Annotated in this window: 28 protein-coding genes; 23 read left to right on the top strand and 5 right to left on the bottom strand. The window is 42.9% G+C overall.

Annotated elements, in window-relative coordinates; all coding sequences use genetic code 11:
- Positions 1–16 precede the first annotated feature (16 nt).
- Complete coding sequence (locus LG330_RS12825) at positions 17–331, top strand: rhodanese-like domain-containing protein (RefSeq protein WP_404404436.1); 315 nt, start codon at positions 17–19, stop codon at positions 329–331.
- 295 nt (positions 332–626) lie between these two features.
- On the opposite strand, the gene LG330_RS12820 is transcribed toward LG330_RS12825, so the two are convergent.
- Positions 627–1,889 carry an NAD(P)/FAD-dependent oxidoreductase gene (locus LG330_RS12820; RefSeq protein ID WP_404404435.1) on the bottom strand — a complete coding sequence of 421 codons (1,263 nt, stop codon included), beginning with the start codon at positions 1,887–1,889 and terminating at the stop codon, positions 627–629.
- Between the two features lie 153 nt (positions 1,890–2,042).
- Between LG330_RS12820 and LG330_RS12815 the strand changes: the two genes are divergently transcribed.
- Positions 2,043–3,659 carry an oligosaccharide flippase family protein gene (locus LG330_RS12815; RefSeq protein WP_404404433.1) on the top strand — a complete coding sequence of 539 codons (1,617 nt, stop codon included), beginning with the start codon at positions 2,043–2,045 and terminating at the stop codon, positions 3,657–3,659.
- A gap of 15 nt (positions 3,660–3,674) precedes the next feature.
- On the top strand, positions 3,675–4,388 hold the full coding sequence (locus LG330_RS12810) for a pseudouridine synthase (protein WP_404404431.1): 714 nt from the start codon (positions 3,675–3,677) through the stop codon (positions 4,386–4,388).
- Positions 4,389–4,615: 227 nt separating this feature from the next.
- On the opposite strand, the gene LG330_RS12805 is transcribed toward LG330_RS12810, so the two are convergent.
- Positions 4,616–4,834, bottom strand: coding sequence for a DeoR family transcriptional regulator (locus LG330_RS12805; protein ID WP_039810515.1), 219 nt, complete (start codon positions 4,832–4,834; stop codon positions 4,616–4,618).
- 315 nt (positions 4,835–5,149) lie between these two features.
- Here LG330_RS12805 and pepV point away from each other — a divergent pair, with 315 nt between their 5' ends.
- Both pepV and dat read left to right on the top strand, forming a co-directional pair.
- Positions 5,150–6,571 carry a dipeptidase PepV gene (gene pepV, locus LG330_RS12800; RefSeq protein WP_404404429.1) on the top strand — a complete coding sequence of 474 codons (1,422 nt, stop codon included), beginning with the start codon at positions 5,150–5,152 and terminating at the stop codon, positions 6,569–6,571.
- Positions 6,572–6,585: 14 nt separating this feature from the next.
- On the top strand, positions 6,586–7,455 hold the full coding sequence (gene dat, locus LG330_RS12795; RefSeq protein ID WP_404404427.1) for a D-amino-acid transaminase: 870 nt from the start codon (positions 6,586–6,588) through the stop codon (positions 7,453–7,455).
- Between the two features lie 81 nt (positions 7,456–7,536).
- Here dat and cysK read toward each other — a convergent pair whose 3' ends face one another.
- A complete protein-coding gene (cysK, locus tag LG330_RS12790; RefSeq protein ID WP_404404425.1) occupies positions 7,537–8,469 on the bottom strand; it encodes a cysteine synthase A in 933 nt (310 codons plus the stop codon).
- A gap of 128 nt (positions 8,470–8,597) precedes the next feature.
- Between cysK and thpR the strand changes: the two genes are divergently transcribed.
- The 6 genes from thpR to LG330_RS12760 all read left to right on the top strand — a co-directional run bounded on the left by thpR (position 8,598) and on the right by LG330_RS12760 (position 13,938).
- Complete coding sequence (gene thpR, locus LG330_RS12785; protein WP_404404423.1) at positions 8,598–9,164, top strand: RNA 2',3'-cyclic phosphodiesterase; 567 nt, start codon at positions 8,598–8,600, stop codon at positions 9,162–9,164.
- Positions 9,148–10,104, top strand: coding sequence for an NERD domain-containing protein (locus LG330_RS12780; protein WP_404404421.1), 957 nt, complete (start codon positions 9,148–9,150; stop codon positions 10,102–10,104). Before thpR ends, LG330_RS12780 begins: the two co-directional genes overlap by 17 nt.
- Positions 10,101–11,036, top strand: coding sequence for a diacylglycerol/lipid kinase family protein (locus tag LG330_RS12775; protein WP_404404419.1), 936 nt, complete (start codon positions 10,101–10,103; stop codon positions 11,034–11,036). Before LG330_RS12780 ends, LG330_RS12775 begins: the two co-directional genes overlap by 4 nt.
- 108 nt (positions 11,037–11,144) lie before the next feature.
- Complete coding sequence (locus LG330_RS12770; RefSeq protein ID WP_404404417.1) at positions 11,145–11,939, top strand: phosphotransferase; 795 nt, start codon at positions 11,145–11,147, stop codon at positions 11,937–11,939.
- Positions 11,940–12,185: 246 nt separating this feature from the next.
- The gene (gene trmB / locus LG330_RS12765) at positions 12,186–12,827 is read left to right on the top strand and encodes a tRNA (guanosine(46)-N7)-methyltransferase TrmB (RefSeq protein WP_404404415.1); all 642 of its coding nucleotides are present in this window, start codon (positions 12,186–12,188) and stop codon (positions 12,825–12,827) included.
- Between the two features lie 256 nt (positions 12,828–13,083).
- Positions 13,084–13,938, top strand: coding sequence for an MBL fold metallo-hydrolase (locus LG330_RS12760; protein WP_404404413.1), 855 nt, complete (start codon positions 13,084–13,086; stop codon positions 13,936–13,938).
- 236 nt (positions 13,939–14,174) lie between these two features.
- Here the strand turns inward: LG330_RS12760 and LG330_RS12755 are convergent, their stop codons facing one another.
- Positions 14,175–14,492 carry a hypothetical protein gene (locus tag LG330_RS12755; RefSeq protein WP_404404411.1) on the bottom strand — a complete coding sequence of 106 codons (318 nt, stop codon included), beginning with the start codon at positions 14,490–14,492 and terminating at the stop codon, positions 14,175–14,177.
- A gap of 165 nt (positions 14,493–14,657) precedes the next feature.
- On the opposite strand from LG330_RS12755, the gene LG330_RS12750 reads away from it, so the two are divergent.
- Complete coding sequence (locus LG330_RS12750) at positions 14,658–15,731, top strand: M42 family metallopeptidase (RefSeq protein ID WP_404404409.1); 1,074 nt, start codon at positions 14,658–14,660, stop codon at positions 15,729–15,731.
- Between the two features lie 2 nt (positions 15,732–15,733).
- The gene (locus LG330_RS12745; protein ID WP_404404407.1) at positions 15,734–16,243 is read left to right on the top strand and encodes a DUF84 family protein; all 510 of its coding nucleotides are present in this window, start codon (positions 15,734–15,736) and stop codon (positions 16,241–16,243) included.
- Between the two features lie 32 nt (positions 16,244–16,275).
- On the opposite strand, the gene LG330_RS12740 is transcribed toward LG330_RS12745, so the two are convergent.
- The gene (locus LG330_RS12740; RefSeq protein ID WP_404404405.1) at positions 16,276–16,722 is read right to left on the bottom strand and encodes a YtoQ family protein; all 447 of its coding nucleotides are present in this window, start codon (positions 16,720–16,722) and stop codon (positions 16,276–16,278) included.
- Between the two features lie 144 nt (positions 16,723–16,866).
- Between LG330_RS12740 and LG330_RS12735 the strand changes: the two genes are divergently transcribed.
- The 10 genes from LG330_RS12735 (at position 16,867) to ytxJ (ending at position 26,047) form a co-directional block, all read left to right on the top strand.
- Positions 16,867–17,391, top strand: a complete 525-nt coding sequence (locus LG330_RS12735) for a hypothetical protein (RefSeq protein WP_404404403.1) — start codon at positions 16,867–16,869, stop codon at positions 17,389–17,391.
- Positions 17,392–17,509: 118 nt separating this feature from the next.
- Positions 17,510–18,538: a PTS transporter subunit IIC gene (locus tag LG330_RS12730; protein ID WP_404404401.1), complete on the top strand. Its 1,029-nt coding sequence runs from the start codon at positions 17,510–17,512 to the stop codon at positions 18,536–18,538.
- On the top strand, positions 18,525–18,845 hold the full coding sequence (locus LG330_RS12725; protein WP_404404399.1) for a thioredoxin family protein: 321 nt from the start codon (positions 18,525–18,527) through the stop codon (positions 18,843–18,845). Before LG330_RS12730 ends, LG330_RS12725 begins: the two co-directional genes overlap by 14 nt.
- A gap of 401 nt (positions 18,846–19,246) precedes the next feature.
- On the top strand, positions 19,247–20,062 hold the full coding sequence (locus LG330_RS12720) for a DUF1444 domain-containing protein (RefSeq protein WP_404409598.1): 816 nt from the start codon (positions 19,247–19,249) through the stop codon (positions 20,060–20,062).
- Positions 20,059–20,658, top strand: a complete 600-nt coding sequence (gene ytpR, locus LG330_RS12715) for a YtpR family tRNA-binding protein (protein WP_404404397.1) — start codon at positions 20,059–20,061, stop codon at positions 20,656–20,658. Before LG330_RS12720 ends, ytpR begins: the two co-directional genes overlap by 4 nt.
- Before the next feature lie 138 nt (positions 20,659–20,796).
- Positions 20,797–23,199 carry a DNA translocase FtsK gene (locus tag LG330_RS12710; RefSeq protein ID WP_404404395.1) on the top strand — a complete coding sequence of 801 codons (2,403 nt, stop codon included), beginning with the start codon at positions 20,797–20,799 and terminating at the stop codon, positions 23,197–23,199.
- Between the two features lie 114 nt (positions 23,200–23,313).
- Positions 23,314–24,621 (top strand): UDP-N-acetylmuramate--L-alanine ligase, encoded by a 1,308-nt coding sequence (murC, locus tag LG330_RS12705; protein WP_404404393.1) that lies wholly within the window; start codon positions 23,314–23,316, stop codon positions 24,619–24,621.
- Positions 24,622–24,782: 161 nt separating this feature from the next.
- A complete protein-coding gene (locus LG330_RS12700; RefSeq protein WP_404404391.1) occupies positions 24,783–25,268 on the top strand; it encodes a DUF948 domain-containing protein in 486 nt (161 codons plus the stop codon).
- 21 nt (positions 25,269–25,289) lie between these two features.
- Positions 25,290–25,703, top strand: a complete 414-nt coding sequence (locus tag LG330_RS12695; RefSeq protein WP_404404389.1) for a YtxH domain-containing protein — start codon at positions 25,290–25,292, stop codon at positions 25,701–25,703.
- Between the two features lie 23 nt (positions 25,704–25,726).
- Positions 25,727–26,047 carry a bacillithiol system redox-active protein YtxJ gene (gene ytxJ / locus LG330_RS12690; protein WP_404404387.1) on the top strand — a complete coding sequence of 107 codons (321 nt, stop codon included), beginning with the start codon at positions 25,727–25,729 and terminating at the stop codon, positions 26,045–26,047.
- The last annotated feature ends 26 nt before the right edge of the window (positions 26,048–26,073 follow it).

The following is a 26,073-nucleotide window of genomic DNA, read 5'->3' as shown; positions in this document are numbered from 1 at the left end:
GGAAAGGGTGGAGAACATGTCTGAATTAAACACGATTACTGCAAGTGAAGTACAAAAGAAGCTTGAATCAGGAGAAGAACTGAACCTGATTGATGTACGTGAAAACGATGAAGTAGCTGAAGGGATGATCCCGCAGGCAACGCACATTCCAATGGGTGACATTTCAATGCACCTTGACGAACTTGATCAGGATAAAGAATACATCGTGATCTGCCGCTCCGGCCGCCGAAGCGAAAACGTAGGCTGGTTCCTGCATGACCATGGTTATAAGGTAACAAACATGACTGGCGGAATGCTCGAGTATCAGGGCGAAACGAAGCCGAAAGCGTAAGTATAGTAAAAAGCCTGGAATCTTTTTTTGAGATTCCAGGCTTTTATTTTTGGAATTTTATAAGGTTGTACTAATCCGGTGGGAATTGAGGTCACATACTGTGTTTTTCGGGTCATATCCGGAAAATTTGAGGTCAGATTCTGATCATCCCGGGTCACATTCAGCGTGGGGCAGGATTTTCGGATCATATTCAAAAATTTTCAGGTTACATTCCAATTTTTTCGGATCACTTCTGCAAAAACCCGGGTCACATTCATCTTAACACTCAGCCCCAAAACCCATTCACCACTCAAACCTAAACCGGCTCACCAGCAGCATTACTCCCGGCGAGCCTGCCTGTCACAAGCGCTGACGTAATATTATATCCACCCGTATACCCGTGAATATCGAGCAGCTCGCCGCATAAAAAGAGTCCTTCACATTTCTTTGACTTCATCGTTTTAGGCTCAATTTCCTTAATAGAAACACCGCCGCCTGTAACAAACGCTTTTTCAATCGACTGCGTACCATTTACCTTCATTTCAAATGCAGTCAGCAGCCCAGCCATTCCACGGATTTTCTCTGAAGAAATCGTTCCTGCCTGCTGATCCGGGTCAATGTCATTCAGCTCCATCAGAAAATGAATATAGCGCTCCGGCGCAAACCCTTTCCAGACATTTTTGACCGCCTTTTTCGCATCATCCTTTGCCATCTGATTCAGCTGCTGAAAAACACTTTCAGCATTTTGATCTGGCATGACATTAATCCGGACTGTAACCGGCGCGCCTTTTTGCTTTTTCATTTCTTTCACTGCATATTGACTGCAGCGAAGAATTGCAGGACCTGATAACCCGAAATGGGTAAACAGCATATCCATCTGATGGGTCACGATTGGTTTACCGTTTTTCTTTAACACACTAACTGCAGCATCACGCAGGGCAAGACCCTGAAGTGATTTATTTTTGATGAAAGGTTCACTAGAAAGGAGCGGTACTTCAGTAGGGAACAGGTCAGTAACAGTATGACCTGCCTTTTCAACCCATGGATAACCATCTCCTTCTGAACCGGTCTGGGGAACGGACTTCCCTCCGACTGCCAGTACAACAGAATCCGCGAAAATTTCTTCATCGTTTCTCGTCTCAATCCCGATGACTTTCCCATCTTCAATTAAGAGATCCTTCACCGGCGCATTTGTTCTGATCTCTACATTCAGCTCGCCCAGTCTTCTAAGAAGCGCATCTACAACAGATTGTGCTTTATTAGACACAGGGAACATTCTGCCGTGGTCTTCTTCTTTCAAAGCAACGCCAAGCCCTTCAAAAAAAGCAATAATGTCTTCATTATTAAAGACAGAAAAAGCACTGTATAAAAATCGCCCATTACCCGGGATATGCTTGATAATCTCATCAATAGGAAGACGGTTTGTCACATTACAGCGCCCTCCGCCAGAGATCGCAAGCTTTCGTCCGAGCTTTGTACCTTTATCAATTAAAAGAACGCGTTCTTTTTTCTCGCCGGCTGCGATCGCTGCCATCAGACCTGACGGACCACCGCCGACAATGATTACATCATATTTCATTTGTTCTCAACTCGTTTCTGCAATATGCATTCATTTTAACGCGTGAAAGTGGACAATTCAATGTAGTTATCATTGTCATTCATTCGTTCGGATAGTACACTCTAATATAGTGTCAAAATTCTTGTCAGATGATTAGGAAGTGAAGAATAACAGATGTCTACATCCACACTTGTCAGAGGTACATTTATTCTGACGTTAGGTACTTTTATTTCCAAGTTTCTCGGACTTTTTTATGTGATTCCATTTAATGAACTGGTACGTGATGAGCCTGGTGCGCTCGCACTATATCAGTACGGTTACATTCCATATACAATTTTCCTTTCTATTGCTACAGCGGGGGTTCCGCTTGCTGTATCAAAATTTATATCCAAATATAACGCAATAGGTGAATACGAGGTGGGAAGAAAGTTATTCCGCTCAGGTCTGATCCTGATGTCACTTACAGGTATTTTATCATTCCTGATGATGTATCTGTTTGCACCTGTTTTCGCTGAAATGGTCATTGAATCAAATGAACAGCAGGTCAGTGTTGATCAGGTCATATCAGTCATCAGGGCCGTCAGTTTTGCATTGATTATTATTCCTGTCATGAGCTTGATCAGAGGGTTTTTCCAGGGGTATGAATCGATGGGACCAACAGCTGTGTCAAATGTCATTGAGCAGGTTGTCCGGATTGTATTCCTATTAGCTGGAGTTTACGTAGTCCTATTTGTAATGGAAGGATCAATGACAGAAGCAATCGGCGTAGCAACATTTGCAGCCTTTGTAGGAGGAGTTGCGAGTCTGGCATTACTAGTTGTTTATTACCTGAAGCGCAAACCTCATTTAGATAAAATGAGTGCCACAGGTAAAAATGAATTAAATGTTTCTATTAAAGACATGTATAAGGAAATTATCCTTTATTCTATTCCTTTTGTACTTGTCGGTGTTGCAAATCCACTGTTCCAGGTCATTGATACACTGACATTTAACAAAGCAATGGTATCAATCGGGCTGGCTGCTGTAACGGATATTCAGCTTGAAGTACTGAACTTTACAACTCATAAACTGGTCATCATCCCAGTATCGCTTGCAACAGCTTTTGCCATGACGTTGATTCCGGTTATTACATCGAGTTTCTCTAAAGGGAACTGGAATAACTTGAACAGACAGATTGACCAGACGTTCCAGATTCTTCTGTTCCTGACCATGCCTGCAGCAATTGGATTGTCTATGCTGGCAGAACCTGCTTATACAGTATTTTACGGTGCTGATCAGCTTGGTACTGAAGTGCTCAGAACCTACGCACCTGTTGCCATTTTATTTGCAATCTACACTGTGACGGCAGCGATGATGCAGGGAATTAATGAACAGCGCTGGAGTGTACTGAGCTTACTTATCGGTCTGCTTGTCAAACTTACACTGAACATACCGCTCGTTCAGATGATGGAAGTTCAGGGAGCTGTGCTGGCAACAAGTATTGGTTATGTTGCAGCAATCGTCATCAACCTGCTTGTCATTAAATACTTTGCAGCTTATAAATACAGAATGGTGATGAAAAGAACCTTCCTGATGATGATCTTTAATGTGGTAATGGCTGTTCCTGTTCTGATTGTATACTTTGGACTGGATCTGGTACTAAACCCCGAAAACAGGTTACACGCGATTATCATCCTTGCAATCTGCGGACTGATCGGTGCATTTGTTTATGCAGTATTAAGTATGAAATCACGTCTTGCTGACCGCCTGTTCGGCGACCGTGTGACGCGTTTACGCAATAAATTCTCTTAAAAAAGGATGTTTCTGATGAGACTCGACAAACTGCTTTCCAACATGGGATACGGCAGCAGAAAAGAAATGAAGAAATGGCTGAAGTCAGGGTCCGTAACGGTTGATGGAAAGCCTGTAAAAGACGGAAAGCATCAGGTGGACCCTGAAAAACAGACAGTCAGTGTAAACGGAGAAGAGGTTCACTACCGTGAATTTATCTACCTGATGATGAATAAACCGCAGGGCGTGATCTCAGCAACTGAAGACGGGATGCACGAAACGGTGATTGATCTGATTGACCCTGAATATCACCTATTTGAGCCATTCCCAGTAGGCCGTCTTGATAAAGATACAGAAGGCTTTCTACTGCTGACAAATGACGGCGGACTGTCACATGACCTGCTCTCACCAAAAAAACACGTAGCCAAAACGTATTTTGCTCGTATCAATGGAAACGTGACAGAAGACGATATCAGAGCTTTCAAAGAAGGCGTCACATTAGACGACGGCTACAAAACTAAGCCTGGTGAACTTGTCATCTTATCAGCAGGCGAAACCTCAGAAATCGAACTGACAATCACAGAAGGTAAATTCCATCAGGTCAAAAGAATGTTCCAGGCAGTCGGTAAAGAAGTTACCTTCCTGAAAAGACTATCAATGGGCCCGCTGGAACTCGACCAAACCCTCGAGCCGGGTGACTACCGCGAATTAAAAGTGGAAGAACTGAACAGCCTCAAACAGAGGTCATAGAATTTACCAGATCTTTTTAGTTTATGATCCACTAAGCTGATCCTTGGAGCGGAGGGCGAAGACTCCTGCGGCATAGAAGCGACAGGTGAGACCCCACAGGCGAAGCCGAGGAGGCTCACCGCGCGGCCGCGGAAAGCGAAGCCCTCCGCGGAAAGGATCAGCGGTTCCGAAGTCTATATACACAGAACAAGAGCAGCGTAAATACGCTGCTCTTTTATACTTTCAATTTATGAAATTTTGACTTTCTTTTCTGTCGTTGTCCATTTGCCCCGACTAGGACTTGTCACTAAATCGTTATAGGCTAACACATTCAAATCCCTTTGAATGGTGCGAGGTGTAATGCCGAATTCATCTACCAAATCATTTGTAGTCACAGTTCCGTTTTCTTTAATGAACATATAGACAGATTTGATACGCGTCAGCATTCTGTTCGTAGTTGGTTTCAAAAAACCACTCCCTCATCTTTTTTCCATGGCATTGACGACGGTTGACAGTTCAATTATTGCGAGAAGTAAAATTGGATGCCTGACGACAGCCCCTTTTCATTCTTTTTCGACAATCGTTATTGTCTGACAATTTCATTGTACACCCCATTTAAATAAATTTCTACCCTTTTCTACCCATTTACAAACTATTAACATATTATAGTTATAAATTGTTCGTGTTATGTCTCTTAAATTTCATCTGAATCAAATTTCATGGTGATTCCACCGTGGAAATGTTCTATAATAGGACCATTATCGAAGAACGGGGTGAATGCCGTGACGATCAGTTGGATGAATGAAGTGGATAAAAGAAAAGACGACATATTAAAAGAGCTGCAGCAGCTTATTGCGATTCCAAGCGTACTGGATGAGTCAGACGCAGACGAAGAGGCACCTCTTGGAAAAGAGGTTAAGCGGGCACTTAAATACTTACTGGATGCTGGTGTTGCGTCCGGATTTAACAGTAAAAATGTCGGTCATCTCGCCGGTCACCTTGAAATGGGTGAGGGAGATGACCTGGTCGGTATTTTATGTCACGTAGACGTTGTGCCGGCCGGAAATGGCTGGACTTACCCGCCGTTTGAAGGTGCCATTGAAAATGGCAGACTTTATGGACGCGCAGCCATTGATGATAAAGGGCCGACAATTGCCGCCTATTATGCGATGAAAATTATTGATGAACTCGGCCTTAAGCTGAATAAAAGAGTCCGGATGATCATTGGCACAGATGAAGAAAGTGACTGGCGCTGCGTGGATCATTATTTTAAAGAAGAGGAAATGCCGACAATCGGCTTTGCGCCGGATGCTGACTTCCCTGTGATTCATGCGGAAAAAGGGATCCTGGACGCAGATTTTCATCTGACACAATTTGAACCGGATGAGCATGCACCTAAAATTGAAATGCATACATTCCATTCCGGTGAGCGCTATAACATGGTTCCTGACTATGCAAAGGCAGAGCTGACCGTACATGCTGAACAGACTTACCTGCTTCAGGAGTATGAGGAATTTCTGAAAGAGCATGAACTTAAAGGTGATTTTTATGTAAAAAGCGGCCTCCTCACGATGGAACTGCACGGGAAATCAGCTCATGCCATGGAGCCGGATAATGGACTTAATGCCGGGATCCTGCTGCTCAGATTTCTAAAACACTTTGAGCTTGACGCGAGAGCGAGAACGTTTGCCGCATTTGCAGATAAATATTTGTATAACGGGTCAAGAGGGATCGCGCTCGGTATCGCCGGGAAAGATGAAATCAGCGGTGATCTGACACTGAATACAGGTCTGATCCGCTTTGATGAAAAGGATACGTATTTCGGCATTAATATTCGTTATCCTGTAACCTATAATATGGATGAGAAGCTTGAGTGGCTGATCAGTGAAATGAAACACCATCACATCAGCGTTAATGTTAAAGATCATTCCAGGCCTCATCACGTAGATGGTAATGATCCATTTGTCCAGACACTTTTATCTGTATATGAAAAGCAGACGGGTAATAAAGGTGAGCTGCTCGCGATCGGTGGAGGCACTTATGCGCGTTCACTTGAAAAAGGCGTCGCTTTCGGAGCGCTATTTCCGGGAAGAGAAGATGTTGCACACCAGAAAGATGAATATATTGAAATAGAAGACTTATTAAAAGCGACTGCAATCTATGCAGAAGCCATTTATCAGCTTGCATGTGAGAAGCAATTATAGAGAGGGAGATCAGTATGGGTACAATTCTTGTAAATGATCAGTTTTTAGACCGTGTTAATGGCACAGTGGATATCGAGGATCGCGGCTATCAGTTTGGCGATGGTGTATATGAAGTAGTCAGAGTATATGGCGGTAAGATGTTTACAGCAAAAGAGCACCTGACAAGACTGTTCGAATCGGCAGAAAAAATCTTTCTTACACTGCCTTTCACACTGGAGGAATTAACAGCAAGACTTGAAAAACTGATGACAGACAACAACCTGGATACAGGTATTATTTATCTGCAGGTAACAAGAGGCGCGTCATCAAGACAGCACCACTTCCCTGAGGAACAAAATGCTGTATTAACTGCTTATACAAAAGAAGTAGCACGTCCCGTTAACGATATGAGTGCTGGTGTAAAAGCGATCACCACACCGGATGTGAGATGGCTAAGATGTGATATTAAGAGCCTGAACTTACTCGGTAACCTGCTTGCTAAACAGGAAGCAGTTTCTAAGGGTGGCTTTGAAGCAATCCTGCACAGGGATGAGACAGTAACAGAAGGGTCTTCATCAAACGTGTTTATTATTTCTAACGATACAATGTATACACATCCGGCAACAAACCTGATTCTAAACGGAATCACACGCCGTGAAATCATTAAACTTTGTGCAAACATTGGGCTGAATGTAGAAGAGAAGGCATTTACGCTTGATGAGCTATACAATGCTGAAGAAGTATTTATGGCGAGTACCACTGCAGAAGTCATGCCGCTGACATTAGTGAACGATCAGCAAATCGCAGGCGGCACACCAGGCAGCTGGACGCGCAAGCTGCAGGAAGCATTTGAAGAAGCAGTTGAAAATCAGTGCGGTGCATTGACAGAGACAATTACACTTTAAATTTTTATTAAGAGCAATCATAAAAAGCCTCCCATTCCATAATAGCAATGGGAGGGTTTTTTGAGTTTTCAAAGTCAAAACTTATTCATACCTGAAAACATCGCTAGACAGATATCTTTCACCTGTATCACACGCAATAAACACGACAAATGAATCCTCAGGCAGCGTCTTTGCTACCTCTATAGCTGCAAAGCAGGCCGCACCAGATGAAGGCCCTACAAGAATGCCTTCCTCGCGCGCCAGACGTCTTGTAATATCATATGCCTGCTCATCTTCAATTTTATGAATTTTATCATACACATCCTGATTTAAAATATCAGGAATAAAGCCCGGGCTTGTCCCCACAAGCTTATGCTTCCCTGGTTTGCCACCTGAGAGTACAGGAGAGCCTGCCGGTTCAACGACATGAACCTGAAGATCTTTATACTTTTCTTTTAACACTTCACCAGTTCCTGTAATTGTTCCGCCTGTACCTGCTGTGGCAACAAAAGCACTCAGTGGCTTTCCAAGCTGGTCGGCTGCTTCAATGATTTCAAGGGCAGTTGATTTTCTGTGCGCATCAGGATTCGCAAAGTTTTCAAATTGCATTGGTACGAAGCTGCCTTCAATTTCTTTTGACAGTTCATTTGCCTTTTTTATCGCCCCAGGCATTTTTTCATCTCCGGGTGTTAACACCACTTCAGCCCCATATGCTTTTAAGAGGTTAATTCTCTCTGCTGTCATCGTATCCGGCATAACAAGAATCGAGCGGTATCCTCTTGCTGCTGCATTCATCGCAATGCCGATTCCTGTATTTCCGCTTGTCGGCTCGATAATTGTTGAACCTGCCTTTAAATAGCCGGCTTTTTCAGCTTCAACAATCATATTAAAAGCTGCACGGTCTTTTACACTTTTACTCGGATTATAATTTTCAAGCTTTGCATAAACTGCAGCACCTTTTTCAGGCTGCAGACGGTTCAATTTAACAAAAGGTGTATCCCCAATCAATTCTGCAATGTTATTAACAACTTTCATGATTATCATCCTTTCAAGACAGTTACGTGTTTTCATTCTACCTTTTCAGCCGTAAGGATTCAATTTAGACTGTCCAGTTGTTTAAAAAACGTTATAATGAAGCCAATACAAAATGATGGAGGTCTGTCATGGAGAACCATTATTTTATTGCATGTGCATTATCTGACCAGGCAAAAGAAGCATTACATAACGTGCGCCAGTCTTATTTAAATGAAGACTGGTTCAAGAAAATACCACACCAGGCTGATCTGCACGTCACCCTGTCATTTCTGGGTGCAGTATCTGAAGAACAGCTTAACATTGTCTCTGAAGCGCTCGATAAAAGGATAGAAGCGTGCAGCGCGTTTCCATTAACATTCAGTCATATTGATACATTCGGACCTGATGCGTCACCAAGAGTATGGTGGGCGGGTTCTGAAGATTCAGATGAACTGACAACTTTATACAGGCAGGTACAGGATGCAGTGAGGCTGATTGATAAGGGTGAAAACAGGCCATTCCGTCCGCACGCCACACTTGCAAAGAAATGGAAGGGTGAGCCGGGCTTCGTTTATAAAGGTCCGATTAATCCAATCAATGATACGGTACAAGAGGTTACAATATATGAGATTAATCCCGGCGATTCGCCGATGTATACGGTCTATCAATCTTTTAAGTTAAAAGAAAGCGGTGAAAACAATGGCACAGCTGATTAAGCTGCAGGATTATGTGTCACGTTATGAGAAAGATATGATCCGCTACCCATCACAATACGTCAGGCTGAAAAAGCAGCAGTGGACGAAAATCAGACAGCAGTGGGAAGATGGCGGCATTTTTTTAAATGAAGAAGAAATTGAGCGCTTTAAAGAAGAGGTCGAAGGAAAAGATGGTCTGCTGAAGCGTTTTAAAAAAATACTGGTGAAGCAGCAGGATGAGCCTGAAGAGCGGCCCGTAGAAGAGGAAACGGATGAATTATCCTTTGAGCCGTCAGTCTATTATAAACCTGAAACGCTGGATGATCTGAAGCATCTTTATTTAGATCAGCTGCTTCAGTTCCAGCTGAAATGGGCAAGTTCAACGCTGACAGAAAAATCATATGTGGATCCGAAATATCATCGGGATGATCAATTGAAATTTTTTCTTCAGCGATTCCCGGATACATTTTTATTAATGTACGAACCGATCCTGCTGTTGAAAAAAGCACCTGTAGAACTTGAGATCCTTCTTTTTACACCGACCGGATTATGGTGTATTTCCATGCTTGAAGAAGGAGAGGGAACTGTATTTGTCGGATCAACTGAACGGTTCTGGAAGGTCAAGCAGGGGGAAAGTGAGCATACGCTCTTGAACCCTCTGATATCTCTTGACCGTACAGCATCAATTGTTCAGCAGATTTTTGATAAAAATGACGTTGACTTTACAATTCATAAAGCGGTTTTGACAAGAACCGGTTATGTAGATTTTCCTGACATTCCTTATGGCTATAAAGTCATTGATAAAAGAAACATTGAAAAGTGGCATCAGCACCAGCGGACAATGTCATCACCTTTTAAACATATGCAGATGAAAGCAGCACGGTCTCTCATTGAATACACCCAGACTACCTCAGTCAAACGTATGCAGTGGAGTGAGGACATGTCGGACACAGAAGAATGAAAAGAATCGCTATCTTTAACCCGCATGCAGGAAAAGGAATTGATCAGCGGCAATTATCTGCTGTCCTTCCTGTGTTAAAAGAAGCCGGAATTGAAGTATGGATGACAACATCAAAGCATGATGCTGAAAATAGAATTAAAGATTGGTGCGAATGTCACCCTTCAGAGAAAGTGTGCTTTATAATATCAGGCGGTGACGGCACCATGCATGAAGCGGTAAACGGAGCTGCCGGTCATCAGTATGCAGTATTTGCATCGATTCCAACAGGATCAGGAAATGACTTCGCGAGATACTTTGGCGGTTTTAAGCTGAATGGACAGCTTCCTGAATTATTGGATAGCGCAGTCTGCGAGGAGCATGATGTGATCAGATATGAAATGAATGCAGTCAGAACTGCTGTCAGCAATATGGGAGCGGGATTTGATGCTGAAGTCGCCTATGCTGCGAATCAGTCGAAAATAAAAAAGGTTTTAAATAAATTGTCGATTGGAAAAGTTGTCTATGTCGTTTTTTTAGTGCGTCAGCTGTTGACCTTCAGACCTTATACACTTGAACTGACTGCTGATGAGCAAATATACAGGTTTGACCGTGTATGGTTTATGACAATTTCAAATCAGCCTTATTTCGGTGGGGGAATGATCATTGCACCATCGGCAGACAGCAGAGATGGAAAGCTTGATATTACGGTTGTTCACGGATTATCACGCTTAAAATTTCTGCTCGTGTTTGTCAGTGTATTCAGGGGCAGCCATACCAAGTATAAAGAGGTAAGTCTGATTAGAACAGATGCAGTCACCTGCCGGACAGATAGAGGTGTGAGAGTGCATGCAGACGGAGAAGACAATGGTCTGTTAAAAGCGGACCGCATTTTAAAAGCTAACGTTGCACCTCGTGAAATCCGGACTGCATCTAAGTTGGCTCTTGACGAATGATAGGGAAAAACGATAATATTTTAAAAGGATAGCGCTTTGTCTAGTTGCTATCTTTTTCTATTCTATGAATGTAGCTCTTAAACCACTCCTCTATAGAAGGTGAATGAATTGGAACATTTATTTGATGACCAGGACTGGGAGATCATATCTGCAGGAGGCGCTTCAGGTGAAGCCTTTTTTGCGAGATATCATGAACAGAAGCTTTTTCTTAAGCGCAACTCATCACCTTTTTTAGCTGTACTGTCAGCAGAAGGGATTGTGCCAAGGTTAAAGTGGACAAAACGACTTGAAAACGGTGATGTCATTACAGCGCAGCACTGGCTGAATGGTCGTGAGCTTCATGCAGATGAAATGAACGGTCCCCGAATCGCGAAAATGCTGAAAAAAATTCATAGCTCCAGGCCATTAACTTCTATGCTGCAAAGACTGGGAAAAGAACCTTATGATCCTTCTCTTATGTATAAAGAAGTAGCCGATACGCTCGATACTGATCTGAAGTATCTGCCGCCTGTAAGAGAAGCACTCTCTTTTTTACGTTATCACCTTGATGAAATTTCGGCGGAAAGCTATGTCGTCTGTCATGGAGATGTGAATCATAATAACTGGCTTTTATCTGATGTGAATGAATTATTTTTAATAGACTGGGATGGCGCAATGCTTGCAGACCCTGCAGTTGATGTAGGGATGCTTTTATACTGGTACGTACCTGAGCAGGAATGGAGCAGCTGGATGTCACATTACGGCGAAGAGCTGACTGTCGATTTCAGGCTGCGTATGAAATGGTATGTCGTCTGCCAGGCGCTTGTGATGCTGCAGTGGCAAAAAGACAAAGGCCGCCTGCATGATGTGACAAAATGGATGAACTTCCTCCAGCGCACCCAACAGAAAGAAAACCCGAAGTAGCCTGATCCTTTTCTGGCAACAACAGAAGAGTACAGGCTATTTTTGATTTCAGATTATAATAACCGCTGCCCCTTTCCATGCAGGACTTCGCTTTCCGCGGCCGGGCGGTGAGCCAGCAGGCTTCGCCATTGCCTCACACGTCTCTTCCTGCCGCAGGAGTCTTCGTCCTGCATTCCAAGGGTCAGCTGAACATATGAAAATCTACTATTACGAAAATTTTAAAACAAAATAAAGGAGTATATGATTATGAGAGCAAGGAATAAGCCGTGGGCTGAAGGTCACTTAAAAGCACATCCGCAATATGTACCTGCTGAGCCCATATCACATAAAGGCAATTGGAAGGCTGAGGTTTTTGGCAACAACAATGAGCTGCATATTGAAGTAGGGTCAGGTAAAGGCAGATTCATTACTGAACTGGCAAAAATGCATCCGGAAGTGAATTATATTGCAATTGAGCTATCAGAAAGTATCGCAATCAGTGCGCTGGACAGAATGCTGGAGGCTGATATCCCGAACGTGAAGCTTTTGACAATCAATGCTGAAATTCTTGGAGATGTGTTTGAAAAAGGCGAAGTTGACCGCGTGTATCTTAACTTTTCAGATCCATGGCCAAAGACAAGACATGAAAAGCGCCGCCTGACATTTAAAAAGTTTTTAGATCTTTATAAAACCGTTCTTCCTGAAAATGGTGAAATCCATTTCAAAACAGATAACAGAGGACTGTTTGAGTATTCACTCCAGAGCTTCTCAGCTTATGGGCTGTTGTTAACCTATGTGAGCCTGGACCTTCATAACAGCGACTTTGAAGGAAATGTCATGACTGAATATGAGGAAAAGTTTTCTTCAATGGGACAGCCGATCTACCGCTGCGAAGTGCGCTATCAATAATGTTGGATCCATTCTTTCTGGATGACAGAGAGGATGGTTTTTTATTTGTAAGCAGTGTGGAGAATCAATTGGTACATGTTGTGGCTGAATACGTACAGGATCAGAGGAGATTGCTACATCCTGCCGGGTGTATCGCTACAACTAGAAGGTAAATACGTGCAACTTCAGCAAAAACACTTGCAACACCAATCCTGCTTTAGCAAACCCATTCTTTCTATGATAATATGTAAGCGTATACAAATAGGAGGCGAATGTAATGGATTCATTTATATTTGGTGACTGGGAGCTTTACTGGCTCGATGGAGGCATTACGAATATGGATGGCGGGGCAATGTTTGGCGTGGTGCCAAAGCCGCTCTGGTCTAAGAAATATCCTGTAAATGATAAGAATCAGATTGAACTGGTTACAGAACCGCTGCTTGTCAAAACAGGTAAAAGAAATATCCTGATTGATGCCGGTGTGGGCACCGGTAAATATGATGAGAAAAAAAAGCGAAATTACGGTATTACACGCGAAGCATCGATTGAACGCTCGCTCAGCGAACTGAACCTGACTGTTGAAGATATTGATACAGTCGTCATGACCCACATGCATTTTGACCATATCGGCGGCTTAACAACGCCTGATGGAGAGGAAATGAAATCCGTATTTCCGAATGCAACGATTTATGCGAGTGAAACAGAATGGAATGAAATCAGGAACCCGAATATCAGATCAAGAAATACATACTGGAAGGAAAACTGGGTGGCCGTACAGGATCAGGTGAAAACTTTTTCAGAGGAGCTGGAAGTACTGCCCGGGTTAACGATGATCCACACGGGAGGTCATAGTGACGGTCACTGCATTGTTAAGATGGAGCAGCATGGGGAAGTGGTTCTGCATATGGCTGATTTGATGCCGACACATGCCCATCAGAATCCACTGTGGGTGCTTGCTTACGATGATTACCCGATGACATCTGTTTTTGCGAAAGAAAAGTGGGTGAAAGACGGACTGAACAACGGCTGGTGGTTCAGCTTTTACCATGACGCACAGGTGCGTATGATCAAATGGAATGAAACAGGCAAAGAAGTAATTGGTGAGCTTAAGAGAACGCCTTTTACAGACTGATAAGTAAGTTTTGAAAACAATATCGAAGTAAAGAAAAGGTTATGATATATCTTTGAGTGCAGCGAAGCGTAAGGCGGCGACTCCGGGACGATTAGTTGGAAGCTGAGACCCCGCAGCCGAAGGTGAGGAGGCTCAGCAACAACCGTCCGGAAGGCGTCCGCCTGAAGCGCAGCGGAACGGTTAAATAAAATAAGGCTGAGTAAACCACGTTCCTGTGATCTGCTCAGCCATTACCATTATATCTTATACACATCCATCACTGTGCCTGTTTTAGCATCAGCAATAAATTCGAATTGTTCAAGTTCACTGCCGTGGTGGCGGGAAATGCCTCCACGATATACTTTGTTTTTCACTGCGAGTACCTGATGATCTTCTGGGTTCATCTGAATCCACGAGCCATCAATCGGGCCATCCTGCTTAAACTGATCTTTTACATTCTGAAGCACCTTTTCAGCAGAAACCTGACTTGATTGTACTGCATTTGCACTCTGACTAATGGCAACACCGGCTGCTAAGCCTACTGCTGCACCAAGCGCTGCATCTTTCCAATTCATACGTTTCACCTCCGGATATTCAACTAACATTCAGTATAGCGGATTCCATCCGTCTATGCACTTAAAAAAAGAGCAGGTTCTTCCAATTTCATCACTGCAAGTGGAAAGCTGAAAGAAAGTTCTGTAAAATAGAATGGAATGCAATTACGAAAGGAAGTATACATAATGAATCAGGATACACTTGCGTTATTTAAGCAATTAACAGAACTGCCTGGCGCGCCGGGTAATGAACATGCAATCAGAAAACTGATGAAGCAGGAGCTCTCAAAGTACTCAGATGAAATCGTACAGGATGGGCTGGGCAGTATTTTTGGATTAAAAAAGGGACCTGAAGATGGTCCTGTCGTGATGGCAGCAGGTCATATGGACGAAGTCGGTTTTATGGTGACAGGTATTACGGATAACGGCATGATCCGCTTTCAGACACTTGGCGGATGGTGGAGTCAGGTTCTGCTTGCACAACGCGTTGATATTGTAACGAACGATAAGAAAATTACAGGTGTCATCGGCTCGATCCCGCCTCACCTGTTAAGTGAAGATAAGCGTGCAAAACCAATGGATATTAAAAATATGCTGATTGATGTTGGCGCGGATGATAAAGCAGATGCTGAATCAATGGGCATTTTACCTGGTCAGCAAATCGTACCGGTATGCCCTTTCACGCCAATGGAAAACAAGAAAAAGATTCTTGCGAAAGCGTGGGATAATCGCTACGGCTGCGGTATTTCAATCGAACTGCTTAAAGAGCTTCAAAACGAATCACTGCCAAATACGCTTTACAGTGGGGCAACGGTTCAGGAGGAAGTCGGCTTGAGAGGGGCACAAACTGCCGCTAATCTGATCAAGCCTGATATCTTCTTTGCAATGGATGCGAGTCCTGCAAACGATATGACAGGTGATAAAAATGAATTTGGTCAGCTTGGAAAAGGTACACTTCTCCGTATCCTTGACCGCAGCATGGTCACTCACCGCGGTATGAGAGAATTTGTTCTCGATACAGCTGAGACTAATAACATTCCATATCAATATTTTGTATCAGCAGGTGGAACTGACGCAGGCCGCGTCCACATCTCCAATGAAGGTGTGCCAAGTGCAGTTGTCGGAATCTGCTCAAGATACATCCATACATCTGCTTCAATGATTCATATTGATGATTATGCAGCGGCAAAAGAATTGCTCGTGAAGCTGGTTAAATCATGTGATAAATCAACTGTTGAGACAATCAGACAGGGGTCATAATCGTGAATCTGGCATTAGGTACAACAAATAAAGCAAAAGTCCAAGCGGCTGAAGCCTGCTGGAACTTTGGTGAAGTAAGAGGGTTTAAAACAGAATCAGGAGTGAATGATCAGCCTTTTGGCCATGACGAAACGAGGCAGGGTGCGATCAATCGCGCAGTTAATGCTGCTTCATGTTTTCCGGAAGCTGCCGGTCTCGGTCTTGAAGGTGGCGTAGCTGAGATGGTGGATGGTCTTTATATCTGTAACTGGGGTGCCCTTACCGTCCCTGGTTTTAAAGAACCATTTACAGCATCAGGAGCGAGTATCAGACTGCCTGATGAACTTGCAGTGCCACTTCGTGAAGGGCAGGAGCTTGGACCTCTAATGCAAGAGTTCAGCAGTCAGAAAAATATCAGACAGCATGATGGCGCAGTCGGGTTTTTTACAAATGGAAGAATCACGAGAGCACAAATGTTTGAGCATATTGTTGAACTCCTGATTGGTCAGTGGAAATACGAAAAAAACAAATAGAAAAAGGGATCGTTCAGGCGATCCCTTTTTTCTTACTCAGTTTCAAAAATATATGATACTGCTTTTAACGCCTGATCTGGCGTTTCAACCGTAACTGTTGCTTTACGTGATAGTTCTTTCAGTGCATGGTGCAGCTTTTTGGGTCTGATCAGAATCAGCGGTTTATTCATTGTCAACGCTGCAGAAGCATCCATCGCTGTATTCCACTGCTTATACTGCTCCCCGAATAAAGCAATCACTAAATCTGATTTCTGAAGCAGCACCTGAGTACGCAAATTATTAAAAGCAGAGGCAGCGTCATCTTTGAAAATCGCATTCGGCTGCTCACCGAGAATTTCTTCTCCAATATCATCAGAACGGCTGTGATTTTCCATTGGCCCGGTGAAATGCAGCTTATATGGAAGTGATTCAGCCTGTTCTTTCAGTTTTGCGCGCCAGTCACTGTGAATCTCTCCTGCCAGATAAATTGTCAGTTCCATCAAATCGCCCCTTTTTCATATGTAATAGCTAAAGTATAACATGGCTAAAATCGGGCTGGAAATGATTTGCTGCTTCAAAGGGTTGTCAAAATGTCAGTGGATTAGTATGATGGGTAGCGAACGTGTTCAAAAGGAGGAAGACCATTGAAGAAACATCTGTTTATTTTATTTATTATTTTCACATCCGCTGTACTTGCAGCTTGTAATACAACAATAGAGCAGGAAAGAGAAAAATCATTAGAGGAAGTCGAAGAGATTTTCCTTGATGAAGCAGAAAGACCGAATACTGAATTAGATGACCTGGAAGTTCACCTTCCTTATAATGCTGAAATCGCTGAAACGTCTGATCACAATGCGGTAATTGAAAAAAGTAATGAGACATTTGTTCTTTTTCATCATTTAAATGAAGAAGCAGGGAATGATGTTATTTATACAATGACTGAAGCTGCTGAAGAAGAGTGGCTCGTCAATGAGACTTTTGAAGAAAAAGACCGATTTGGCTATGTACTGCTTAGACAGGTTGATGAAGAAAGCTATGAGCTGACGACAGGCATGAATTATACAAAAATGACAACGATCACTAATCTTGAAGACATCAGCAGTAATGCAAAATGGATGATGGAGACAGTCAGATCAACAGAATGGACCCAGAAAAACCCGGAAGAGTAATCTTTCGGGTTTTTTAGTATAAAGCTTGTGTGTCTGTTAAAAAATCTACTTAATCGGCAAAATTAACTTTACAACCTTTACACTTGTCATTACACTATTATGGGAAGGAGAGGACAGCATGGGATTTTTGAAGAAAAAAGGCATACATATTTCTTTTAAGACATACTTAATTGATGGATTAAGCTTTATGGCGCTCGGACTTTTCAGTTCGTTAATTATCGGACTGATTATGCAGACCGCCGGGAACGAACTGGGTATTTCATTCCTGACAGAAATGGGCGCGCTCGCAATGGGTCTTGCTGGTCCTGCGATTGGAGCAGCTGTAGCATACGGTTTAAAAGCACCGCCGCTTGTCTTGTTTGCTGGGGTTATCACTGGAGCAGCAGGTTATGCGCTTGGAGGTCCTGCGGGGGCTTATGTTGCAGCAGTATTCTCAACTGAAATTGGGAAACTGGTCAGCGGGTCCACTAAAATCGATATTATCGTTACGCCATTTGTCACGATTGCAGCAGGGTACGGTATTTCTGCACTGGTGGGTCCTGAAATACAGTCATTTATGCAGGCAACCGGAGAAACGATTGGCTGGGCAACAGAACAACGCCCACTTGTTATGGGAATGCTTGTAGCGGGGCTGATGGGACTTGCTCTCACTGCGCCGATTTCAAGTGCTGCGATTGCGCTCATGCTTGAGTTGGACGGGCTTGCAGCGGGAGCAGCAGCAATCGGATGCAGTGCGCAGATGATTGGATTTGCAGTGGCAAGCTACCGTGATAATAAGTGGGGAGGCTCTATTGCTCAGGCAATTGGTACCTCAATGCTTCAGGTCCCTAACATCGTCAGGAATCCGCTTATCCTGATTCCACCAACAGCAGCAGGTGTACTGCTTGCACCGATCGGGACCATCTGGTTTCAAATGGAGAATAACGCATCCGGCGCAGGCATGGGAACCAGCGGCTTTGTTGGTCAGATCATGACTTTTGATACAATGGGCTTTACAATGGACGTATTATTAAAAGTCGGATTGTTGCATATTATTGGACCAGCAGTGATCAGCCTGTTAATATCTCATTACATGCTAAAGGCAGGGATGATTAAACCCGGCCAGATGAGAATTGCTACAGGAGGAGTCAAACATGAAAAAGCTTGAATCAATTGAACAGTTTAACGAAATAAAAAAAAGCGGAAAGCACATCTTTATGTTCTCAGCAGACTGGTGCCCGGATTGCAGAGTGATTGAACCGATTTTACCGGAAGTTGAAAGTAAGTATCCTGATTATCAGTTCATTTATGTTGATCGCGATGAGTTTATTGATATCTGTGCTGATCTAAGTATATTTGGTATTCCTAGCTTTGTTGCATTTGAAGATGGAACGGAAACAGGAAGATTTGTCAGCAAAGACCGCAAGACACAGGAAGAAATTGAACAGTTTATCGACGGACTGAAAGCTTCATAATTTAATTCCACAACCCGGCTTCTAAAGTGAATTGCTTTAGGACCGGGTTGTTTTCGTGTACAATGAAATGCGGAGAAAAAATAAAGGGTTTCTACAATAAAATTAACTATAAAACTTGATTCATTAAGTTTGAATAACAGATGACTGAAGGATAAATAATCTGGCATATTCATTAACTACTTTTAATTCTTAAGCTTTGTTAAAGGTTATTTTAGTTTCTTCACAGCTGGGATTGTAGTGTAAGGGGGCGACTCCTGCGGCAGGAAGGGACGTGTGAGACAGAGCATGGCGAAGCCTGCTGGCTCACCGCCCGGCCGCGGAAAGCGTCCCCCTGGAGCGGAAATCACAGCCATTTTTAACAGAGCCAATTAATATTTAGGAGGGGTACCATGGCTGAGAAAATGGACTCAATTAAAATGAAAAAGATTTTGACAGAGAAGCTCGAACAATCCGGTCGGAATATCCGCTATAACCGTGAAAAAGATCAGCTTCGTATAGAAAATGCTGACACAAAAAAAGGGATTGAAGTGTCCCTGCCAAGCGTTGTCGGAAAGTGGAATGAAAAGAAGGATGAAGCAATCGCAGAAACTGTGTATTATATAAACGAGGCATTAGCTGTCATGGGGAAAGAAACAATTGTTGAAGAAGCTGAAAAACAAATCTTTCCTGTGATCCGCTCTACATCATTTCCAGGTGAATCTTCTGAAGGAGTTCCGTTTGTATTTGATGAGCATACAGCAGAAACACGTATATATTATGCGGTCGATCTTGGTAATACGTACCGTATGATTGATGAGCAGTTGCTAGAAAAACAATCCTGGACAAGAGATCAGGTAAAGGAAATTGCGATGTTTAATGTGCGTTCACTTGATACAGAAATGAAGAGAGATGAAGTAGCCGGAAATGTGTTTTATTTCCTGAACTCTAATGATGGATATGATGCAAGCCGGATCCTGAATGAGTCTTTCTTAAAAGACATGTCTTCAAAAATGGAAGGTGAGATGACAATCGCTGTTCCTCATCAGGATGTACTGATTATTGGTGATATGAGAAATGAAACGGGTTATGATGTCCTTGCACAGATGGCTATGTCATTTTTCGCTGCAGGCCATGTGCCTATTACAGCGCTATCCTTCCTGTATGAAGAAGGTGAGCTTGAGCCGGTCTTTATTTTAGGCAAAAATAAAAGTAAAAATAAAGGAGATTCAAAAGAATGAACGTATTTTATAATGAAAGCGGCGTTGGGGAAGTACTGATTGTTAAATTAAAGGATACACCACGACATGAGAAGACCTTTGAGAAAAAGGGTAACGTGGTGCAGATTAAAAATAGTGAAAGCAATGAAGTAACCGGCTATAACATTTTCGGTCAGCCTGAGCAGGAATTTCGTTCAGAAGGACCGGTAAAAATGGATGAACAGAAGCTTCAGAAAGTGAATCAAATGATTCAGGAAAGCGGATTTGATCATCAGATCGATTCAGACTTTTCACCGAAGTTTGTGATTGGATATGTGGAAGAAATAGATAAGCATCCAAACGCAGATAAGCTGAATATCTGTCAGGTAAATGTTGGGGAAGAGCGCCTGCAGATCGTGTGTGGTGCTCCGAATGTGGATGCCGGACAAAAGGTTGTTGTCGCTAAGGTTGGCGCTGTAATGCCAAGCGGTATGGTGATTAAAGATGCTGAACTGAGAGGGGTGCCTTCAAGCGGCATGATCTGTTCAGCGAAGGAACTAGGTCTGCCGAATGCGCCTGAGAAAAAAGGAATCCTTGTATTAGAAGATGGACATGCAGGGGAACCATTCAGCATGTAACACAAATCCGCTCTGTTTAAATGACAGAGCGGATTTTTTCCACGCCGTAAACCAAAATGACCAATTTTGTTTAAATTAAGCGAAAAAAGGATAAAACCTGCTAGAATGAATGAGAACATAATAGAAAGAGTGATGTATATGAACTGGATTCAGAAACTCTTGTCCTTCGTTCAAAGGCAGGAGGATGACTATATAGAAAAAGAAGCACCTAGAAAACAGGAAGCCAGAAAAGATCTCCAGACTAAGGTGTCATATCAATATCCAAAAGGGGAATTCAGATTTCCACTGATTCCGGATGAATCATCTCATAAAAAAGAACGTGAACCGAAAAAAGAAGCCCACCCGGAAAAAGAAAAATCTAGAATTATTGAAAAGAGCCCTCATGCAGGACCCTTTAAACCGACTGATATTCCGTCACCAAGAGAAAGATCTAAAAAAACAAAGCCTGTACATAACCTCGAGCCTGTTGAATATGAAATCTCATCTTTCAGTGAGCTGAAAAGAAAAATTGCAAAAGAAAAAAAGCAAACAGAGCAAGCTGAAATTCATTCAATTGAAGAAAAGAAAGCACAAATTCCTGCTGATCAACAACATAATCAAAGAACAGAGCAACAAGAGCAGGATATGACTAAAACAGAAGAAACCATTCCTTCTCCAAATGCTATAAAAGATGAAGAAGAAATCCCTGTTGCAACTGAAGAAATACAGGTTGATCCGTTTGTTGAGAAGACGGAATCTGATCAGAAGGCTGGTAATAGTGAAGAGCCACCTGAAGCAGAAGAGAAAGACTTTGAATTAGCAATAGCAAAAGAAGATATGTCAGCTGAAACTTACACAGAACCGGCTGAAGAAATTGAAGAAGAAGTTCAGGGTCCGACTGCAAAAAGTGAAGAACAGACCCCTGAAGATAAGCCGGCAGCTGAAATTGGACGCGCAGCTCAGGAAAAACCAAGAGGTGCAAGAGTACCGTTCAACGTGATGATGCTGAAGCAGGATAGACGCAAACGTCCAGATGATGCATATAATAATGATCATCGAAAGCAATCAGAAGAAAAGCCGGCTTCAACTGATCAGAACCAGCCGGAAGTTGTGCAGAGTGACGATGACCTGCCGCATTTTATGAAGCCTTCACTCGATCTGCTGGCACCGCCAGTACATGCTGAACCTGATCAGGACTGGCTCGATTATCAGGCTGAACTGTTAAACGAAACACTGTTTCATTTCAATGTGAGTGCAACAGTGAAAAATGTTACACAGGGACCATCTGTCACGCGCTTTGAATTATTCCCGGAAAAAGGGGTTAAAGTGAGTAAAATTACAAGTCTCACAGATGATATTAAACTTGGTCTTGCAGCAAGAGATATCAGAATGGAAGCACCTATACCAGGCAAAATGGCCGTAGGGATTGAAATTCCCAATCCGCACAGCAGACCTGTTGCCATTAAGGAAATCCTTGCAGACGAAGCATTCCAAAATAGTGATGCTACACTCCCTGTAGCGCTTGGACTGGATATTGAAGGGAAGCCTGTAGTCACTGACATCAGTAAGATGCCACACGGTTTAATTGCAGGTGCAACAGGGTCAGGGAAAAGTGTCTGCATTAACTCTATTTTGATTAGTCTGATGTACCATTCTTCACCGGATGATGTAAAAATGCTGCTGATTGACCCTAAAGTGGTTGAGCTTGCACCCTATAACCATATTCCACATCTGGTCAGCCCTGTCATTACTGATGTGAAAGCAGCAACTGCTGCGCTTAAATGGGCTGTAGAAGAGATGGAAAGACGCTATCAGCTCTTTGCTCATGCAGGTGTAAGAGATATCAAACGATACAATGATAAAGTTAAAAATGAAGGTAACTATTCACAAAAGCTGCCGTACCTGGTCGTGGTCATCGATGAGCTTGCTGACCTGATGATGATGGCACCTGCAGATGTTGAGGAAGCCATCTGCCGGATTGCACAGAAAGCAAGGGCATGTGGTATTCACTTACTGATCGCAACGCAGCGGCCTTCCGTGGATGTGATTACGGGGCTGATCAAAGCCAACGTGCCAACGAGAATTGCTTTTTCAGTGAGCTCTCAGGTGGATTCAAGAACGATCATTGACAGTTCCGGTGCTGAGCGATTGCTTGGCAGAGGAGACATGCTGTTCCTTGAAAATGGTGCATCTAAGCCTGTCAGACTGCAGGGAACATTTGTATCTGATGATGAAATTGATGAAGTAGCAAACCACGTAAGAAATGAACGTAAAGCATCCTACTTATTTGAGCAGGAAGAGCTGCTTGCTAAAGTTGATTTTCAAGATGAAGAAGATGAGCTGCTGACAGAAGCATGTGAATTCGTCATCGAACAGGGAGGCGCCTCAACATCGCTTCTGCAAAGGCAGTTCCGAATTGGTTACAACCGTGCTGCGCGACTCATTGATATGATGGAAAAAAACGGTTGGATTTCAGAATCAAAAGGCAGTAAACCGCGCGATGTGCTGATGGCTTATGAAGATCTGTCAGAGCTGCAGGATATGGCGAGATCAGGAAAATAAACTGTTTATTTGTTCACATTTTAAAACATGTTATAATAACAAAATATGTGCCAATCATAAAGATAATTATATACTGTCAGACTGCCTGCGCAGCTGACTGTTGGAGGTTCAACCATGACAAGTTTTCACTTTGTAGGAATTAAAGGATCGGGGATGAGTCCCCTTGCTCAAATTCTTCACGATATGAATCACGAGGTACAGGGATCAGATATTGAAAAGCGCTTTTTTACACAAAAGCCTCTTGAAGACAGAGGCATTAAAATATTGCCTTTTAATAAAGAAAATATCAAACCGGATATGACTGTAATTGCCGGCAATGCTTTCCCTGATGATCATGAAGAAATTCAGGCAGCAAATGACCAGGGAATTGAACTCATCAGATACCACAAATTCCTTGGTGATTTTATGAATAAATATATTTCTGTAGGTGTATCCGGTGCTCACGGAAAAACATCAACAACCGGATTATTAGCACACGTGATGCAGGGAGCTGACCAGACTTCATATCTGATCGGAGATGGTTCCGGAAAGGGATATGAAGACAGCAAATACTTTGTATTTGAAGCCTGCGAGTACCGCAGACATTTCCTTTCCTACTCACCGGATTATATGATTATGACAAACATTGACTTTGATCATCCTGACTATTTTGCTGATATTGATGATGTCTTTTCAGCATTTCAGGATATGGCAAAACAGGTGAACAAAGGTATTATTGCCTGCGGTGATGATGATCATCTTCAAAGCCTGGTAGCAAATGTGCCTGTCTTATTCTATGGATTTAATGAAGAAAATGATTTCCAGGCGCGTAATGTAGAAACTTCACCGACAGGTACTTCATTTGATGTTTTTGTAAGAAATGAATATTTCGCATCATTTGACATTCCGATGTATGGAGATCACACGATTCTTAATGCGCTTTCAGTCATTGCGCTATGCCATTATGAAGGCATCTCCACTGAAGTGGTACAGGAACAGTTGAAAACATTTGGCGGTGTTAAGAGACGTTTCACTGAAAAGCATATTGGCGGCAGAACGCTGATCGATGACTATGCGCACCACCCAACTGAAATCAGAGCAACACTTGACTCTGCTTCAAAGAAATATCCTGACAGAGAAATTATTGCGATCTTCCAGCCGCATACTTTCACAAGAACACAAACGTTCCTTGAAGAGTTTGCAGACTGCCTGAAGGGTGCAGACCATGTCTATCTGTGTGAAATTTTCGGTTCTGCACGTGAAAATCATGGCAAGCTGTCAATTTCAGACCTTCAGAACAAAATCGAGGGTGCAGAGATTTTAACTGTAGAAGATCCATCCGTTCTTGGAAAACATGAAGACGGCGTATTCCTCTTCATGGGTGCAGGAGACGTTCAGAAATTTCAGGAAGCTTTTGAAGACTGGATTAAGGATCAATCGTGATAAATTCTAGGAGGTCTGAATCAATCAGACCTCTTTTTTATGCTGAATTTGAATTTTATGAAGGAAATCAGGAGATCTTTAGAGAATAGGAACTATGAGCGTTTAGGTAGCAGGGGGCAAGGGTAATACCAAATTATAATAGAAAGGAGCTGAAAGAGATTATGGAAATGTTACTTTATATTAGTGCGCTGCTTGCAGCAGGAGGCTTTTTAATTTTATGTATCAGTCTGGCAGTTACACTTAATGCAGTTAAGAAAACATTAATCAGTCTGGCAGACACAGTTGCTGCACTTCAGAAGCAGCTTGACGGGATTACAACAGAAACGACTGAACTTCTACATAAAACAAATGGACTGGCTGAAGATATCCAGGGTAAATCAGCTAAGCTGAACTCTGTTGTTGATGCAGTTAAAGGTGTAGGAACGAATGTACAGCAGCTCAATAATTCAATTGGGAAAATCACTCATTCTGTTACACAGACTGCTGAACAGAATGAAGAGAAGATTGCTCAGGTCGTTCAGTGGAGCAATGTGGCAATGGAAATCCGTAATAAGTGGAAGACGCGTAAGAAAGAGTACGCATCCCGTGAACAGCAATACCCTGAACCTCAGCGTGCATTGCCCCCAGTTGATGAAAATCAAAAATAAAACAACGCAGGAGGATCAGTGATGGAAAAAAACACAAACTCAAGAGATTTTGTACTTGGCGCATTAATTGGAAGTATTGCAGGAGCAGTTACTGCCCTGATTCTGGCACCTAAATCTGGAGGAGAATTCCGACAGGATTTAAACCTGCAGGCCGGTAAACTGAAGGATCGTTCTTATGAATGGAAAGATCAGGCTGTAATGAAGAGCTCGGAAATGGCTGCACTTGCAAAAGAAAAGTCAGCAGTTATTTCTAAGAACGTTCAGGATCAGTCAAGTGGCGTCGTTGAAAAAGTGAAGTCATTCCGCTCTAAAGAGAATTCTCAGGAGCAGGATCCTACGCTTGTTACAGCGAAGGATCCTTCACTTCCAACCGTTCACCCTGTAGATCCATTAACACCACCGACTTCAAGTGAGCCGCTCAGTACGAATCGATAGGTTAAACTAAAGGAGTGAGCCTGATGGAAAAGATTTCGAGTGTAGAACAATTCAATGAGGTTCTGCAAAATGAAAAAGACTTTTTCATTTTAAAACATAGTCTGACATGCCCGATTTCATCGGCTGCTTACCAGGCATGTAAAGCATTTTCGGATAACGGAACAGCAAAGGTTGTTTACGTGCCGATTCAGGAAACACGTGAAACATCAACACACATTGCAGAAGCTTTCAATACCCGCCATGAATCACCACAGGTCTTTCATGTGAAGAATGGTCAGCCGGTCTGGAATACTTCTCATTCACGTATTACTGAAAAAGCGTTGAAAGAAGCAAGCTCAAGATAAAAAGCTGGCCCTCGTGGCCAGCTTTT

It is taken from the genome of Jeotgalibacillus malaysiensis (assembly GCF_044789845.1).
Lineage (GTDB): Bacteria > Bacillota > Bacilli > Bacillales > Jeotgalibacillaceae > Jeotgalibacillus > Jeotgalibacillus malaysiensis_A.
Note: the sequence above shows the minus strand (reverse complement) of the source record. Positions and strands in the feature narration are given on the sequence as shown.